Origin of the sequence: Streptomyces sp. NPDC047042 (assembly GCF_040644035.1) — a bacterium.
In the GTDB taxonomy this organism is placed as follows: Bacteria; Actinomycetota; Actinomycetes; order Streptomycetales; family Streptomycetaceae; genus Streptomyces.
The window spans coordinates 21,844-36,516 of record NZ_JBEYVP010000065.1 but is presented as its reverse complement, the minus strand read 5'-3'; the positions used below and the strand labels follow the sequence as shown (position 1 = coordinate 36,516).

The following is a 14,673-nucleotide window of genomic DNA, read 5'->3' as shown; positions in this document are numbered from 1 at the left end:
GTCCCCGTGTCGGGGGTGCTCGGTCCCCGGTCCCCGGTGGTGTCGGTCCCCGTGTCGGGGGTGCTCGGTCCCCGGTCCCCGGTGGTGTCGGTCCCCGTGTCGGGGGTGCTCGGTCCCCGGTCCCCGGTGGTGTCGGTCCCCGACTCGGGGCCACCCGGTCCCCGGCCCAGTTGGGCGTCCTGACCAGGCACTTCGACCTCAGTGAAGCCAGCCCCCACGTAACCTGCGGTCGGCTGCTGGGGCTCCGGTTTGACCGGCTCGGTCCCCCCGGCCAGGCCCCCGGTGGTGGCGGTCCCCATGTCATGGCCCCCGGCCCCCGTTCCGCGGTCCCCGGTTCCGGGGACCGGTCCCCGCTCGGGGCGCGGTCCCCGGGCCCCGATGGGCTGGGAGGCTGTGCCGGGACCGTGGATGGGGACCGTGGTGTTCCAAGCCGTCGGTGCGGGGACCGTCACCGTCGTCGTGCCGGCCTGGTGCGGGGACCAGGGGGAGGGCAGGGGGACCGTGGCGAGCGTGAGTGCGTGCCGACGGGCGGCGAGCTGGCCGAGCAGTTTGGCGCGCTGGTCGGGATCTGTTCCGACCGAGGCCCGGCTGATGGCCTTCGACAGCCGTCGTGTGAGCCGCCGTCCGCGTCGGCTCTGCTGCTGTTCGGGGGTGCGTTCGGCGAGGTGGGCGGCGAGCGATACGGCGCGGTCGGTGGCCCGGTCGCGGGTGATCTGCGCGGCGTCGCGGTCCCGGGCGGCGATCCCTAGGCGGGACAGCAGCCGTTCGCGTGCCTCACGTCCCAGCGTGGCGATCAGACCGTTGGAGGCGGCGTCGGGGGTGCGCAGACGCAGTTCGATGCCCATGGCGAGGTGCCACAGCATCGCCGCCATGACCGGTCCGACGAAGGCGCGGACGGTGCCGCCGACGGGGCCGCTCTCGGCGTAGGCCGGGATCACCTGCACTGCCGTGATGGCCCACACCAGGCTGCCCGGCAGACCGGGCGCACCCAGGGTGGCCAGGTTCTGGCGCGCCATCAGGGCGGTGGCGAAGAGGGCGAGTTCGGCGGCGGCGAACATGCCAGCCCGCTCGGCGGTGCCGGCCATGTCGAGGTAGTCGGCGGCGAAGCGCCAGCTGGTGTCCGCGCTGTAGGCGGTGCAGCCGAGTGCGGCGAGTGTGGCGACCTTGACCGCCGGGCTGCCGAGACGTTTCTGCGGGCGCGTCTGCCGGTGCCGGAGTACCCAGGCGGTCAGGGCTACCGCCACCGCCACGGCCGTGCCGGTGGCGGTGGCGAGGAGGAAGGTGAAGTCGGGGACGGCACCGAGAGACCAGGCGATGGAGCGGGTCATGCTGCCTTTCCGAGAGGGATGTGCGCCGAGTCGGGCCTCGCGAGCGGGGATACCAGCTGCTGCGGGCCGGGCGTGGACACCGCGGGTCGGTTGCCCCGTGGAGCGGTCTTCTTCTTGGTCTTCTTGTTCTGCTTGTACGGGTTCGGCGGCACGCCGAGGGTGTTGTCGCGGTCGAAGACCTTGTTGGCGGCCTGCCGCAGCAGGTCACGGGCGTGCTTGTGGCCGATCTGCAGGGCGGCGGCGAGCCGGTCGGTGCGCCAGCCCCGGGCGTAGGCGTGGTCGACGACGATCTGGCGCTCGGCCTTGGTCAGGTGCACGTCGCGTCCGTTGAAGAAGGCGATCACCCGGCCGTAGTCGAGGCGCTGGGGAAGGCCCTCGTGCCAGGGTTCGCGCTCGGCCTCGGTCAGTCCGCCCCACACGCCTTCCTTCAGGTCGTTCTCCAGGGCGTAGTTGAGGCAGTCGCGGCGGACCGGGCACAGCCCGCACAGTTCCTTCGCCTCGGCGATTTCCTCGTGGTCTCGGGGCAGCGGGAAGAAGACGGCGTCGGCGTCCTCGGGGTCCATGCCGTGGCACACTCCGTGGGTCTGCCAGCTGGTGTCGCCGATGCCGCGCAGACCGGTGGCCGGCGCGTGGTGGGTGGTGATGTGGCGCAAGGTGGTCTCCCATGTGCTGCCACGTCGGCCGGTGGGGGCCGGCGGTGGGTGGACGCGGCGTTCGGGGCCGGCTACGGGTAGGGGGTTCGGCGGCCGGAGGGGGAAGGAGGGTGCTGTGGTGTGCCGGGCGGTTGCGCACCGGGGGCGGGTCGGTCAGGCCATGGCGGGCTGCTGGGCCTGTTGGGCGGCGGCGAGGTCGCGGCGGCAGTGGTGCGGGTTGGCGCGCGCGGTGTTGCCGCGAGCGAAGCCGTCGGGGCCGACGCGCCGACGGCGGCACGGCGCGCCGATGGGCGCCTCGCACCAGGTGCAGCGGACCGAGAGTGCGTCCGGCAGGCCCTGGGCGATCGCCGCCTCACGTGCCGCCCGGGCGGGCCACAAGCGGGCGAGGTCGGCTCGGGCCTCGGGCGGGATGCACGAGCCGACTTCCCGCAGCCGCGCCTCCAGCTCGGGGTCGATCTGGCGACCGCTGGTGATCGCCCTGGCCTGCGCGGGCTGCGTGCTGCCAGCAGCGACGGCGCGCCGGGTGCCGACCAGCTCGGCGGTCCAGGCCACCTGGTCGTCGGGGTCGGCGGACGGCGTCGGGTCGGTGTGCCGGGCCAGGCGGTCACGCCGGTAGCTGTCCCACGGGCGGCCGATGTCCGCGGGCAGGATCTGGTACGGCGAGGTGCGGATGTGCCGGCGGGCGGCGATGCGGGCGTCCCAGCCGTGCGGCGTGGCCAGCGGTACGTCGCCGAGCAGTTCGTGCCATTGGGCGAGCTGGTCGCGGGCCTCGCCCTGGTCGGTGCGGATGGTGCGGGGGTCGAGGCGGCCGATGTAGGCGAGCAGAGCGGCGGTTTCGCGGCGGTCCATGGCTACTCCGATCCGGTCGGCTCGTCGAGCGCGGCGAGGAGGGCGGCGGTGTGGGCCTCGGCGCGGGTCATGCCGCCGGTCGGGGCGGTGCCGCTGCCGGGCACGGTGGGGGAGGGGCCGGGGCGGTGGGGGGCGTGTTCGCGGGCGATCCAGGAGCGCCAGTCGGCAGCCCACCCGGAGGCTGGACGGGGTTTGAAGTCCGCGCGGTGCAGGCGCCACTTCGCGTCGGCCGCCCGTAGGCCCTCCTCGCCGAGGCGGTCGAGGTGCCCGTGCTGGCGAGCCCAGGCGTGGGCGGCTGGGTCGACCTGCCACTCGTCTGCCGGGGTGACGGGGGTACCACTACTGCTGTACCTACGGTTCACCTTCGGTTCACTACGGTTCTGGGGGCCGGTTTCCGGTACACCGGGGTGCCGGTTTCCGGTACGTCGACGTGCCGGTTTCCGTCGTGAGGTACCGGATTCCGGACCTGCCGGATTCCGGGACGTGGCAGGGGATTCCGGTACCTCCCGGGGGCGGATTCCGTATCGCCGCAGAGCCGAGACGCGCAGTGTCACGTCAGGCTCGGCGGGGGCGTCCGTCGCTGGAGCTGCGTCGTCCGCCTCGTGCTGGAGGGCGGCGTCCGCCAGGGCTTCGGCTGCGACGGGCAGGCGGTAGACGGTGCTGCGCTGGGGGCCGGTGAGGTCGTCGAGCTGCTCCAGCTCGCCGGCGCCGAGCAGTCGGTCGAGCGCGTCGCGCACCGTGGACCGGGAGGCATTCGTGCGCTCCGCCAGACTGGCCAGAGAGGCCCAGGAGATGCACTGCCTGTCGGCCACCCGGTCGGCGATCGACAGCAGGACCAGGCGGGCTGTTCCCCTGCTCGTGCTGTGCTCCCACACCCACTCGCGGGCCTCGCTGCTCATCGGCCGCTCCCGTACGGGAAGGCGGACCGGCGGATCGCCGAGGCGCTGGTGGTGTTCTCCTCGGGGTACGACGTCGCCGAGGAGGATGAGGCTGCCGCGCAGGCCAGATAGTCGGGCCTTTTGCGCAGGGCAGGAGGCATGTAACAATCCCCTTTGTAGTGTTGCCACGCTGAAGCGCCCCGTGGAAGGGATCAGCGTGGTGAAGGTGGGCAATCTCCGCCCTTGCCGGGGCGGTTAGTGCCGTTGAGCGTTTGGCGTCCGGGAGTTCGCACCTCTCGGGCGCCTTCGCTGTTATGCGGGCCTACGAGGCCCGTGGTGCGCGCATGGCGTGCTGCTGCTCCTCGCAGTCGTCGTGCCGGCCGGGTTGCCCGGGGGACGACGAACATACGCACGACGCTGCCTCAAGATCCAGAGTTGGTTCTTAAACTCTCTACTAGTTGCAGAGCGTGACGTGATGGCCGGGTCTCGTGATCGCCAAAATGCGCCGCCGTGTCCACGTGAAGCCTCCGGGCGGCCGTAGCCGCAGCCGCCCAGAGTGCCTGGAATGCGGCAGCGTGCCTGGTTCTCGGCAGGCTCCAATCAGTCGCATCGCGCAGGGAATTGCGCACCTCGGCCTTCCGTGGACGCCCATCGAAAGCCGCGCCGGCTTCCGTTTCCTTGCCGGAAATTTTCTCTAGAACGGCTCGGGCTTGAGCTTTCTCGGAGGTTCCGCGAGGCAGGGCTCGTGTATGAAAGGGGCGTGAAATCTGCTGCGAGCGGGCCTCCCGTCGATCTATTGAACCGATTACGCATGTGAATATATGACTCATGAGGACGAGCTTCCCAAACCAACCGAGGAGTGCTGGCGGTGGAGAACTTGTCATATCCGGGGCGCGCCAGTCAACACCAGTCAACGGTGGCGTACGGTGGTGGTGTCGCAAAGGTCGGACACAGGGGGAAGTTGATCATGAGTGGCTTGTCGGGGCGGGCTTCCGCCGATGAAGGGGCCGTGTTCCGCGAACGGCTGAACTGGCTGTTCGAGCACGTTCACCCTCCGCGGCGAGGCGTCTATAGCAACAAGGAGGTAGCCGCACGGATTGCCGGTTTCGGAGGCTCGCTCTCCGACTCCTATATCTCGCTGCTGCGCACCGGGAAGCGAGTCAACCCGTCCGCAGAGACCAAGGTGTGGCTAGCCCGGGCGTTCGGATTCCCGCGCGACTTCTTCGATGACGGCGACCTGGCAATCGAGGCGATGCGCCAGTTTGCTGCGGTCAAGTCGAAGCAGGCCGGGATCGAGAGCGTCCTCTTCCGAATGATCGGGCTGTCCGATGACGGATTTGCCCAAGTCCTAAAGGAAGTTGACAGGGTGAGAGAACTCGAAGGGCTCCCTCCAGAGCCCGAGTGACACCCTGTCAAATAGACTCAGAAGAATGAGAAACAGAGAGAACTATGTGGTCGTCTCCGCGTCAACAGTCAAGTCTCTTGACGGAATTGAAACTCCCTCAGGTCGCAAGCGTCCGTGACCTCCGGCACGAAGTGACCCGCCGGACAGGGCGCGCGGTGCACATCGAGGCGGCCCAGACCGTTCCGGGGCGGCGCTGCGGCGTCACGTACGTCACCCGGAGCGCCTTCTACATTTTCTTCGACCCGCGGACCAGCCGTGCCCACCAGGATCACGTCATCGGCCACGAGATGGCCCATCTGTTTCTCGGTCACCACGAACGCGGCCAGGTGCCCGCAGCGGAGCCGCAGGACCTCGCCCCGCTGCTCGACCCAGACTTGGTCGAGATGATGCTCGGGCGCAGCAGCTACGAGGAGGCCGAGGAGCACGACGCCGAACTCCTCGCCTCCTACCTGTCCGGCCGCGTCATCGAGCACCGTCTGCGCACTGCGTCCCCGGCGGGCGACGACATACAGGAGCGGGTCGCCCACACCCTGCTCAGCCGCAGAGGGAGCAACCGGTGAAAGACTTCCTGCATCCAATCAGCCTGACCGTGGCGCTGGTCGGCCTCGCATTCCTGCTCAGAGACCTTCCCGCCCGGCGCAGGGACACCGCCTGGACGGCGCTGACGGCCGTCTACCTGCTCTCGGCGCTCAGCTTCCTGTTCTCGATCAGCCCCATGTGGCGGGCCATCGACGACACCCTCGGCACGCGGAACCTTGCCGTGCCGCTGGCCATGAGCTGCGTGGTGGCACTGCTGGCCTGCCAACAGGTTGTCCTCAGCCACTGGGGATCACCCGCCGACCGGGCGCGGCGCATGTCGCGGTACTGGCTCCGCTCCGGCGTCGCCGTCATCAGCGGGTTGTTCGTGCTCTTCTTCTTGCTGACACCAGCCGTCGAGCGGCCGACGGACTTCACCCTCTACTACGCGCACGACCACATCTACGCGACCTACCTGACCCTCTACATCAGCGCCTACACCTTCGCCGAGCTCTACCTGACCGTGGCGTGCTGGCGCCTGGCGAGCCGCAGCCCCCGCACGGCCGTCCGCATCGGCCTGAAGGTCGTCTCCGTCGGAGCCGCCGTCACCCTCGGCTACAGCGCCGTCCGCATCGGCAACCTGATCGCCGCCGCCATGGGAACCTCACTGGCCGGCTGGGAAGACTTCGCCTGGATCTGCGGCGACACCGGCACCATCCTCACCCTCGTCGGCTGGCTCGTCCCCACCCTCACCGCCCAAGTGCAGCGCACCCACTACTGGATCGGCCTGCGACGGGCCCACCGCCAACTGCACCCGCTGTGGCTCGCCTTCCACCGGGCCGTACCCGAAATAGTCCTCACACCCAACGACTCCACTGCCACAGGCCGCCCACCCACACAGGGCATCTCCTTCCAGGTCTACCGCCGCGTCGTGGAGATCCGCGACGGACAGACAGCCGTCCGCCCCTACCTTGACCACGACGTACGCAAGGACAGCGAACAGCGGCACCGAGCCGCCGGCCTCTCGGGAGACGAACTCCACGCGGCCATAACCGCTGACCAGATCCGCGCCGCCCTCACCGCCCACACACACGGCACGCCACCGGCCCGATCCACCGACTTCGCCGACCAGAACATGGAATCCTCCCACCCCATCGAGGACCTCACCGTCCTGAGCGCCGTCGCCCGGCACTTCGCCCGGCACGAGCGCTCCACAGCCCGCGAAGATGGTCTCCGGTGACCACCGACTACACTGCCCTCCCGGCCCACGCCCAGCTCCGCGCCCTCGACCGCCGTGAGATCTCCAGCCGCGAACTGCTCGATCTCCACCTCGACCGGATCGACGCAAGCACCATCAACGCCGTCGTCACCCGGGACGACGCCGCCGCCCGGCACGCAGCCCACACCGCCGACGAACGCCGCGCCCGCAGGCAGAAGACCGGAGCCCTCGACGGCCTCCCCCTGACCATCAAGGACAGCTTCGAGACGGCCGGACTGCGCACCACCAGCGGTGCCGAGGAGCTTCAGCATCACATTCCCGATCGGGATGCCGACGCGGTCGCAAGGCTCCGCCACCAGGGGGCGGTGATCATGGGCAAGACCAATACCCCCACGTACTGCCAGGACCTCCACACCGACAACGAACTCTTCGGCGCGACCCTCAACCCGCACGACCCGGCCCGCACGGTCGGCGGCTCCTCCGGCGGCCCCGCCGCAGCGGTCGCCGCCCACCTCACCCCCGCCGACCTCGGCAGCGATCTCGCCGGCTCGCTCCGCCTGCCGGCCCACTACTGCGGGGTATACGGCCTGCGCCCCACCCGCGGACTCATCCCCGCCCGCGGCCACATTCCCCGGCCGCCGGGCTGGCTCACCAGCAGCGACATGGTCACCCCCGGCCCCCTGGCCCGCCACCCCCGAGACCTCGACCTGCTACTCAGCGCCCTGACCACCCCGGCACCGGCCGAGAACACACCATGGCGCATAGATCTGCCGACGTCCGACAGGAGCGTCGAACAGCTGCGCATGGCGATCTGGGCCGAGGACCCGAACTGCCCCGTCGACCAGGAGACCGCCCAGGCGCTCAGCACCCTTGAGGAAGCGCTGACCGCAGCCGGAGCCCTGGTCCGCCACACCCCAGGACCTGTTCGCTTCGCTGACTCCACACGCCTGTTCGAACAGCTCCTGCACGCCACCGCTACGGCCACCGCCGCCGACGGAACGGCTACCGCTGAACTCGCCGCCGCCCGACAACTGCAGGACCACGACTCCAGCCCCCGCGCCACCTTCCTGCGCCACCGGACCCAAACCCACCGCTCCTGGCTGCGCGCGAACGAAGAACGCGCCCGACTCCGATCGGACTGGCAGCGGTTCTTCACGGAGCACGACGTCCTCGTCACGCCAGTTGCGCCCACCGCCGCCATCCCGGCAGGCAGCCGCACCCTGGTGGTCGACAGCGAGGAACGGAGCTTCTTCGACCAGACCGGCTGGGCCAACCTCACCAGCCACATCGGCCTCCCCAGCCTGGTCGTACCAGTGACCACGACCACCGGGGGACTGCCCATTGGTGTCCAGATCATCGGCCGGCCGTACGCGGACCGCGTTCTGCTTGCAGTGGCGGACCAGCTGTCATCCCTGCTTCGTGCCTGCGCGTGAGGACGTAGTAGCCGGTCCGTGCTTCCGACGTGCCCGCTGAAGATGTCTTGGAAGCACATGGCCACGTTGAGTGAGCACCTGGAGAACCTGATCGAGAGTTGGCAAGCTTCAATCGGACTGCGACCCGGAATGCAGCATCCGAGGGCTGGGCGAAGGCGTCCACTGGCCACCGTACGGCGCAACGGGTTTACCAGGGCCGCCCACTAATCGCGCCCGTGCCACCAACCTCCTACCGCAGCACACCCAGTGGCGGCGCAGCGGCCGTCGCTGACGCCGAGGCGACATCGGTCTGACTGGCGGGTCCCGGTGACGGGAGTGACGTTGTGCCCCCGACTACGCGGTGGGCGGAGTCTGAAGGGGAGGGATGATCCGGCGAGCGTGGCGAGGTCATCGAGCAGCGGCAAGAGTTTCACGAGCCGGTCTGCGGGACGGTCCGTCCAAGAGTCGATCACGTCATGCGCCTGGTGGACCAGGTCCGGGTGGCGGCGTTTCAACACCGGCTGCCACTGGTCCAGTTGGGCGCGAGCATCGTGGATCTCCCCGAGCGCCTTGTCCGGAACGGAAGTGAGGACCTGCCCGAAGGACTGACTGTCCGCAAGGTTGTGCAGCGCCAGGTACAGGTTCCACGCGGCACGGCGTACCTCCGGATCCTCCTCCACTCCGGTCATTTTATGCCCGCCCACGTTCGGCTAGGAGCAGTGCGGCGACGCTCCCGGCCTCGGTGATCCGACCTGCTCGCACCGCTTCGGCGGCGTCGGTCAGCTTCCACCGCTGGACCGTCATCCCGATTTCGGTCTCGTCGCGACGGATGCGGCCCTGCCGAAGGCCAATGCGAGGAAGAGATGGGTCCGTGCGACCGTGGTCGCCGGGAGCGGGTCGATCACGCCGAGCGGATGCGTCTCGCCCGCGACCAGGCCGGTCTCTTCTTCCAGTTCCCGCACGGCTGCTGCCTGCGGATCCTGCCCGCCGCAGCCACCGCCGGGGACATGCAGAACGCGGCGTTCCTGGAGATAGAAATGGTCCTCGACCAGAAAGACGTGGTCGTCGCCATCCAGGGCCACCACCCGGACGCCGTCCTCCACCACGACATGGTCGTACGCGTCGGCGACGCCGTCCGGGCGAAGGACCGAGTCGCGGTACAGGGCCACGAACGGACCCTGGTGGAGCAGTTCCCTAGCTGTCCGTACCCACCCCATGCCGCCCCTCTCAAGGATCAGGTCGTTCGCATCGCCATGAACCCGGCACGCGAACCCGCGTGTCACCACGCAGAGATCATGCCGTCCCCAGGCGAGTTCAGCCGCCCAGAACTCCAGAACTCCGGAACCCGCGCGCATGCGCGGGGGACATCACCGAACGCCGAAGGCACGAGCGGGGAGCGGAACGGGTCCACCGGTGACAAAACCTCGCGCGGATACGCTGCAGGAGCCGCCTCAGCCAGCCGATCTGACGCGATCCTTGCGGCCGGGCGTCCGTCTGGGTGAACGGCGCTTGCCAGGCGCGAGATCTGTTGGTCAACCTGTTGAGGCTGCCGTCGAATCGCTACGGTGCTGCCATGGGATCGAATCTGCGCACGGCAGCGGAAGAGGTTTCGGCGATCGGCCGGGACGAGCCTGGATGGGAAGCCGCAGTGGCCCGGGCCGTGCGGCTCATCGAGCCACAGTGGCTGACGAAGGATTGGGAGTACAGGCGCCATCTCGCCCTGCAGAGCCTGGCACTGATCCTGTTTGCGCTCGACCGCGATGAGCAGATGGACGACCCGGCAACGCTTGCTGCCCTCGCACCGTATACGCACACGCAGGGCGCCGAGTATCTGCGCACGGTGGACGCGGTGTCCGCCACACGCTCGCTGTTCGCCGAGCGCCTCCCCGACAACGGCGGACCACTCAGTCGCCTGGTCACCTCCCTGACGACACCCCAGGAGGTCTGGGTGACGGTGGACCTGCCGTCGATGGAGACCCCCGACTTCCGCATGCTGCTGGCCCCCGCCCTGGAGTGGCTCGGCAGCGGGCTACCAGCGAGGCCGCAGGCAGCCTAGACGAGGAGAACCCGGAAGGACGGGCGCACAGCGCCAGGGCGGGGACAGGTGATCAGTCGTAGAGACGCCCCAGTAGGGCGCCCCGGCCGGGCTGAAGGATGCGGGCGGCCTCCAGCGGCATCCAGAAACTCGAAGTGAGTGGGTTCCTGCTTGCCGTCGTGGTTCTCCTGGCTGGCCCACCGTGCCGGGGCGGCCTCGCTCAGCTCCAGGTGGAACACGTGGCGATGCTGGAACTCGAACCAGTGTGGGCTCATGTCGTACTCGGTCTTGCCGAGCTTGCTCACGATCTTGAACTCCGTCAGGCCCGTCTCCTCGCCCGCCTCGCGCGGGGCGGCGGCCTCGGGGAGCTTGCAGCGCCGGTCGTCCTCACGGGTGACGACGAGCATGGTCACCCACTCCACGAGCGCATGCGGCGGGTCGAGTGCGGCAGGATAGATGACCAACGAGGCCCCCGAGCACGGTGATTGAGACGTCATACATCTCGATCAACAGCTTGGGGGCCTCGCTCGTTGCGGTCCGTGAACCGTCACTTGATTGGTGGCCAGCCTGAAGAAGCTCTCTCATCCGGGGCTCTCAGGACCGACGCCTCCCGGTTCCGGCTCGATCACCCCTCAGTTATCCCCAACTCACGGGAAACCTTGGCGGGGTCGAGGTCGACCCAGGGGATGAGGTGGTCGGATCCGGCTCGAGCCGCCTTGCTGTCCTGGACTCCGTACACCAACAACGCGGGAGTGACGGGTCGGGTTGCGAGGATCAGGTCGATCCGGCGTTCGCCGAACGGGTCGGGGTCGCCCTGGCCGTCCTTCCAGTGGCCGACCGTGGCGTGCCCTGGCACGCCCAGGTGGGCGGCGGCGTCGACCATGTAGCCGCGACGCAGCAGGAGTTCGGTCTGGCGCCGGTCGGCCAGCTGCTCCCCTCCGATGGTGCCCTCCAGTACCTGGTATTCGAGATCGTCGTGGTCCTGCTCGGCGTACACCTCGTGGTCGTAGTAGCGCAGGGTCCCGTCGGGGCCGGGTACTCGGGCGGCGGACAGGGCGTTGAAGTCGCCGACGACGAGTGCAGGCGTCACTCCGCCGGGGCGGCGCAGGGTGCCCTTGATGCGCCGTGCTTCTTCTGTGCGCCAGTTCGGGCGGAACGGATCGCCGTGATAGGCGACCATGGTGAGGGGTTCGGCGGCTCCGATGTCGAAGGCGACCGTGGTCAGCCCGTGCCAGAAGTCCGGGGCGCCGAGAGGCCGGTACGTGCCCGGCACGACGCTTGCCGCAGCGGGATTCCACAACACCGCCGTGTACCAGGCCCGGTGCACGTTGGCGGCCATGGTCACCCCGTACGGGCGTCCGGGAGTGGCGGGGACGGAGGCGGTCAGGCCGCAGTCCTCGGCGAACGCGGTGATCGTCTGGGCAGCGACGGCATTCCACTGGTCGGGCGGTGTGGCCGCCTCGTCGACCACGACCTCCTGGAGACCGAGCAGGTCGGGTGCGAGTTCCCGTACGGCTGTGACGCGGTCGTTCCATGCGGTGGTGCCACGGGCGGCGAGGCTGAGTTTGTAGGCGTTGAAGTTGCCGGCACGTATGGTCACGCGGTCACTCCTGATGGCCGGTTGGATGCGGTCGCAGGCCGTCACGGCGCGATGGGCGGGCTCTGGTCTACGAAGGGGGTGAAGTGGGCGGGCGGGTGGTCGATGGGCAGGTCGGGACGCCAGGCGGTGAGGATCTGCGCGCTGCACACGAACAGTCCTGGTGGCAGTGCGTCCAGGGGCCACCAGCGCCAGTTGCCGACGCTTTCGCCCCTCTGGTCGGTGGGGGTTCCCTGCCAGGTGGTGACGACGGCGCCCACGGTCATGCGGACGACATCGCCGACGTGGTCGAGGAGGGTGCCCAGCAGGCGGACATCGGCCGGGTCCGCGGTCAGCCCGGTTTCCTCGGCGAGTTCGCGTACCACGGCCTCGGGCAGCGTTTCGCCCTTCTCGACGCGTCCGCCGGGCAGTTCGGCGGTGTGCCGGTGGTGCCGGCCCAGGAGGAGGCCGTCGGGACCGAGCAGGATGGCGCCGACGCCGAGCGCCGCGTGCGCCTGGGGAGGCCGGGTGGTGCGCGGCCGGGAGGTGATGCGGGCGGGGCGGCGGACCTCGAAGAGCCGGTAGGAGGCGTGGTTGGTCTCCTCGGGCGTGTCGAGGACGGTGATGGTCTCCACGCGCAGCCCGTACTGGACGAGGAGATCCTCCCAAAGCTCGGGAGTGAGCACCCACATCTGCACGGTCAGGTCGCCGCCGTCGGCCAGGCGCAGGACTTCTGGCCTGGGAGTGACGGCGGTGGTGGGGCCGTGGCCAGGGGAGTTGGTGTGCAGGACGGTGAAGTACAGGCGTCCGCCGGGCTTGAGGACCGTGGCCAGGGCGGGCAGCAGCCGGTGAGGGTCGATGAAGGGGAAGGCGTTGACGGAGTAGATGAAGTCGTAGGGCCGGGCCGTGCGCAGGTGCTCGACGGCGTCTGCGAGCACCAGGTTGAGCCCGGGCAGCTGGTGGTAGCGGGCGCGGGCGCGTTCGATCTGGGTGGGCGAGGAATCGACGGCGTCCACCAGCGCGCCGTGCTCGCGGGCGAGGTGGGCGGCGTGCCGGGCCGGCCCGCAGCCGACATCCAGCACGCGCAGACCGTGCAGGTCGCCGAGGATCTCATCCCCGGGACCGGTACCTCCGGGGCCCCAGCCGATCCGCGTCACCTCCGGCAGGGGGGTCGCTTTGCGGATGTGGTGGCTGCCGTACGCCGTCCACACCTCGGTGTTGACCAGTTCTTCGGGTGTCATCGCGTGCTGCCTCCGGTCTGCGTCGGCCAGCTGAAGTCCAGCCGCACATGCTGCTTGAGGACCGACGGCCCGTCCGTGGGGTGGTCGTCGGCGAGGGAGCGCGGGACGGCCCGCAGCCGCGGATAGCCCGCCGCCCGGTGCTCGCGGTCGAAGTGCCGCACGTGCTCGGCCATGCGCGTGGCCAGCTCCTTGGCTGCCGGGCCGTAGCCATGGACGACGAACTCGTGCCTGCGGCGCTCGCCGTCCTGGGCGACCTGAACCCAGGCGAGCCGGGCCAGCGAGTCGTCCTGAAGCGTGACGATGGCCGGCCAGTGCGAGCGCGGGGGCGGGGAAACGACGCCGGTGTCCAGAGCGGGGTCGACCGAGACGCGGGCGACGTGGGGAAGAACGGTGGCAACGTAGAGCTGGAGGCGGTCGAACGGTTCCTGGTCGACCACGGTCACCCCGGTGCGCACCTCATGCCGAGGACCGCCGAGGACGGAGTCCAGGTGGGCGGTATTGACGGGGGTGCCGTCCTCGAAGCGGAGACCGATCTCGCCGCCGCGGAGGGACAGCAGGGGCGCGGTGTGGGCGCCGGCGCCGCGCATGGGAACGAACCCGCACACGGTGAACGGGTCCTCGCATTCGAGGAGTTGGCCCCTCCTGGTGAACGTGATCGACCAGACGAGGCCGTGGATGCGCAGCGGTACGACGAGCCGTCCGCCTTCGGCCAGCAGGTCTAGCCAGGGCAGGTCCCAGGCTTCCGCGGTCACGATCACTGCGTCGAACCCGCCGTGCGGGACGAGGTCGCGCGGAACGTGTTCGCCGTCGGCGGTGACCACACGCACGTGGTCGTAGCCGGTGGCTCGCAGGCCGAGCCGGGCTCGGATGGTGACTTCGTCGTCGATGTCGAGGGTGGTGACGCTGCCCCCGGCGCCGACAATCTCCGCGGCAAGGGCGGCGTTGGGGCCCCGGGATCCGATCTCCAGGATGTGGTGCCCTTGTGCCAGGCGGGCCGATTCGAGCATGTCGGCCTGGAGCCACGGCGCGGACACCGAGCTGACGGCTTGTCCGCTGGCGTCGTAGATGCGGCCCACGACGTCGTTGGCGTAGGCATCGGCAACAGACGCTTCCGGGACGAACGCCTCGCGTGGCACCGCGCGGAACGCGGCCTCGACGGCCGGCGTACGGATCCAGCCGTCATCCAGGAGCTGGTCGGTGAGCGCATGGCGCAGGGCAGCGGTCGTCTCGGCCGGTACGGCAGGCGGCACAATGGGGGGAGTCACAGGGCGCTTTGCTCCTTGCAGAGTCGGGGAGTTGGCGCATCACGGTCGGGGAATGTGACGCGCCGTGTCCGGGGCAGGCCGTCAGGCGTACGACGGCAGGTCATCGCCGGTCGGCCAAGCGTGCAGGTGGTGGCGGGTGCCGCACCCATCTGAGGCGCCCCGCGGCTGCGAGCCGGAGGCTGGCCATCGCACGGTCTGGTTCCGGTTTCTTGACGCCTTCGCCGCTGGGAGACACTACGGGGTGAGCGCCTCGCTCCGCGTCGCCTGCTCGCAGGCAGCCCACCCGCCAGCCGCGT

General features: G+C 69.8%; 15 protein-coding genes and 1 pseudogene. 5 read left to right on the top strand and 11 right to left on the bottom strand.

Annotation, left to right across the window (positions count from 1 at the left end):
- The 5 genes from ABZ855_RS45230 to ABZ855_RS45210 all read right to left on the bottom strand — a co-directional run.
- A partial coding sequence (locus tag ABZ855_RS45230; RefSeq protein ID WP_360818867.1) for a hypothetical protein occupies positions 1–1,328 on the bottom strand: 1,328 nt, incomplete at its 3' end.
- Positions 1,325–1,981 carry a WhiB family transcriptional regulator gene (locus tag ABZ855_RS45225; RefSeq protein WP_360818865.1) on the bottom strand — a complete coding sequence of 219 codons (657 nt, stop codon included), beginning with the start codon at positions 1,979–1,981 and terminating at the stop codon, positions 1,325–1,327. The genes ABZ855_RS45230 and ABZ855_RS45225, both read right to left, overlap by 4 nt.
- Before the next feature lie 153 nt (positions 1,982–2,134).
- On the bottom strand, positions 2,135–2,830 hold the full coding sequence (locus ABZ855_RS45220; RefSeq protein WP_360818862.1) for a hypothetical protein: 696 nt from the start codon (positions 2,828–2,830) through the stop codon (positions 2,135–2,137).
- A gap of 2 nt (positions 2,831–2,832) precedes the next feature.
- The gene (locus tag ABZ855_RS45215; RefSeq protein ID WP_360818859.1) at positions 2,833–3,729 is read right to left on the bottom strand and encodes a helix-turn-helix domain-containing protein; all 897 of its coding nucleotides are present in this window, start codon (positions 3,727–3,729) and stop codon (positions 2,833–2,835) included.
- Entirely contained in the window at positions 3,726–3,869 is a 144-nt protein-coding gene (locus ABZ855_RS45210) for a hypothetical protein (RefSeq protein WP_360818856.1), read from the bottom strand. The genes ABZ855_RS45215 and ABZ855_RS45210 overlap by 4 nt, the downstream gene beginning before the upstream one ends.
- 707 nt (positions 3,870–4,576) lie before the next feature.
- On the opposite strand from ABZ855_RS45210, the gene ABZ855_RS45205 reads away from it, so the two are divergent.
- The 4 genes from ABZ855_RS45205 (at position 4,577) to ABZ855_RS45190 (ending at position 8,281) form a co-directional block, all read left to right on the top strand.
- Entirely contained in the window at positions 4,577–5,113 is a 537-nt protein-coding gene (locus ABZ855_RS45205) for a helix-turn-helix domain-containing protein (RefSeq protein WP_360818853.1), read from the top strand.
- 131 nt (positions 5,114–5,244) lie between these two features.
- Positions 5,245–5,673: a secondary metabolite protein gene (locus ABZ855_RS45200; protein ID WP_360818850.1), complete on the top strand. Its 429-nt coding sequence runs from the start codon at positions 5,245–5,247 to the stop codon at positions 5,671–5,673.
- The gene (locus tag ABZ855_RS45195) at positions 5,670–6,869 is read left to right on the top strand and encodes an MAB_1171c family putative transporter (protein WP_360818847.1); all 1,200 of its coding nucleotides are present in this window, start codon (positions 5,670–5,672) and stop codon (positions 6,867–6,869) included. Before ABZ855_RS45200 ends, ABZ855_RS45195 begins: the two co-directional genes overlap by 4 nt.
- Positions 6,866–8,281 (top strand): amidase family protein, encoded by a 1,416-nt coding sequence (locus tag ABZ855_RS45190; protein ID WP_360818844.1) that lies wholly within the window; start codon positions 6,866–6,868, stop codon positions 8,279–8,281. The genes ABZ855_RS45195 and ABZ855_RS45190 overlap by 4 nt, the downstream gene beginning before the upstream one ends.
- A gap of 779 nt (positions 8,282–9,060) precedes the next feature.
- Here ABZ855_RS45190 and ABZ855_RS45185 read toward each other — a convergent pair.
- Positions 9,061–9,429 carry an NUDIX domain-containing protein gene (locus tag ABZ855_RS45185; protein ID WP_360818841.1) on the bottom strand — a complete coding sequence of 123 codons (369 nt, stop codon included), beginning with the start codon at positions 9,427–9,429 and terminating at the stop codon, positions 9,061–9,063.
- Between the two features lie 404 nt (positions 9,430–9,833).
- Here ABZ855_RS45185 and ABZ855_RS45180 point away from each other — a divergent pair, with 404 nt between their 5' ends.
- Entirely contained in the window at positions 9,834–10,316 is a 483-nt protein-coding gene (locus ABZ855_RS45180; protein WP_360818838.1) for a hypothetical protein, read from the top strand.
- On the opposite strand, the gene ABZ855_RS45175 is transcribed toward ABZ855_RS45180, so the two are convergent.
- The 5 genes and pseudogenes from ABZ855_RS45175 to fxlM all read right to left on the bottom strand — a co-directional run bounded on the left by ABZ855_RS45175 (position 10,313) and on the right by fxlM (position 14,377).
- Positions 10,313–10,600: a hypothetical protein gene (locus ABZ855_RS45175; protein WP_360818907.1), complete on the bottom strand. Its 288-nt coding sequence runs from the start codon at positions 10,598–10,600 to the stop codon at positions 10,313–10,315. The two genes, ABZ855_RS45180 and ABZ855_RS45175, sit on opposite strands and share 4 nt — an antisense overlap.
- Positions 10,601–10,657: 57 nt before the next feature.
- A pseudogene (locus tag ABZ855_RS45170) lies at positions 10,658–10,759 on the bottom strand (IS5/IS1182 family transposase); the annotation flags it as partial.
- Positions 10,760–10,920: 161 nt separating this feature from the next.
- Entirely contained in the window at positions 10,921–11,895 is a 975-nt protein-coding gene (locus tag ABZ855_RS45165) for an endonuclease/exonuclease/phosphatase family protein (RefSeq protein WP_360818835.1), read from the bottom strand.
- 41 nt (positions 11,896–11,936) lie between these two features.
- A complete protein-coding gene (locus ABZ855_RS45160) occupies positions 11,937–13,112 on the bottom strand; it encodes an NUDIX domain-containing protein (RefSeq protein WP_360818832.1) in 1,176 nt (391 codons plus the stop codon).
- The gene (gene fxlM / locus ABZ855_RS45155; protein WP_360818829.1) at positions 13,109–14,377 is read right to left on the bottom strand and encodes a methyltransferase, FxLD system; all 1,269 of its coding nucleotides are present in this window, start codon (positions 14,375–14,377) and stop codon (positions 13,109–13,111) included. The genes ABZ855_RS45160 and fxlM overlap by 4 nt, the downstream gene beginning before the upstream one ends.
- Positions 14,378–14,673: the final 296 nt, after the last annotated feature.

What these genes read in the sequence shown, in the direction of transcription:
- ABZ855_RS45220 (WP_360818862.1), bottom strand. Translation starts at nt 2,830, where the DNA reads ATGGACCGCCGCGAAACCGCCGCTCTGCTCGCCTACATCGGCCGCCTC.
- ABZ855_RS45215 (WP_360818859.1), bottom strand. Translation starts at nt 3,729, where the DNA reads ATGAGCAGCGAGGCCCGCGAGTGGGTGTGGGAGCACAGCACGAGCAGG.
- ABZ855_RS45210 (WP_360818856.1), bottom strand. Translation starts at nt 3,869, where the DNA reads ATGCCTCCTGCCCTGCGCAAAAGGCCCGACTATCTGGCCTGCGCGGCA.
- ABZ855_RS45180 (WP_360818838.1), top strand. Translation starts at nt 9,834, where the DNA reads ATGGGATCGAATCTGCGCACGGCAGCGGAAGAGGTTTCGGCGATCGGC.
- ABZ855_RS45160 (WP_360818832.1), bottom strand. Translation starts at nt 13,112, where the DNA reads ATGACACCCGAAGAACTGGTCAACACCGAGGTGTGGACGGCGTACGGC.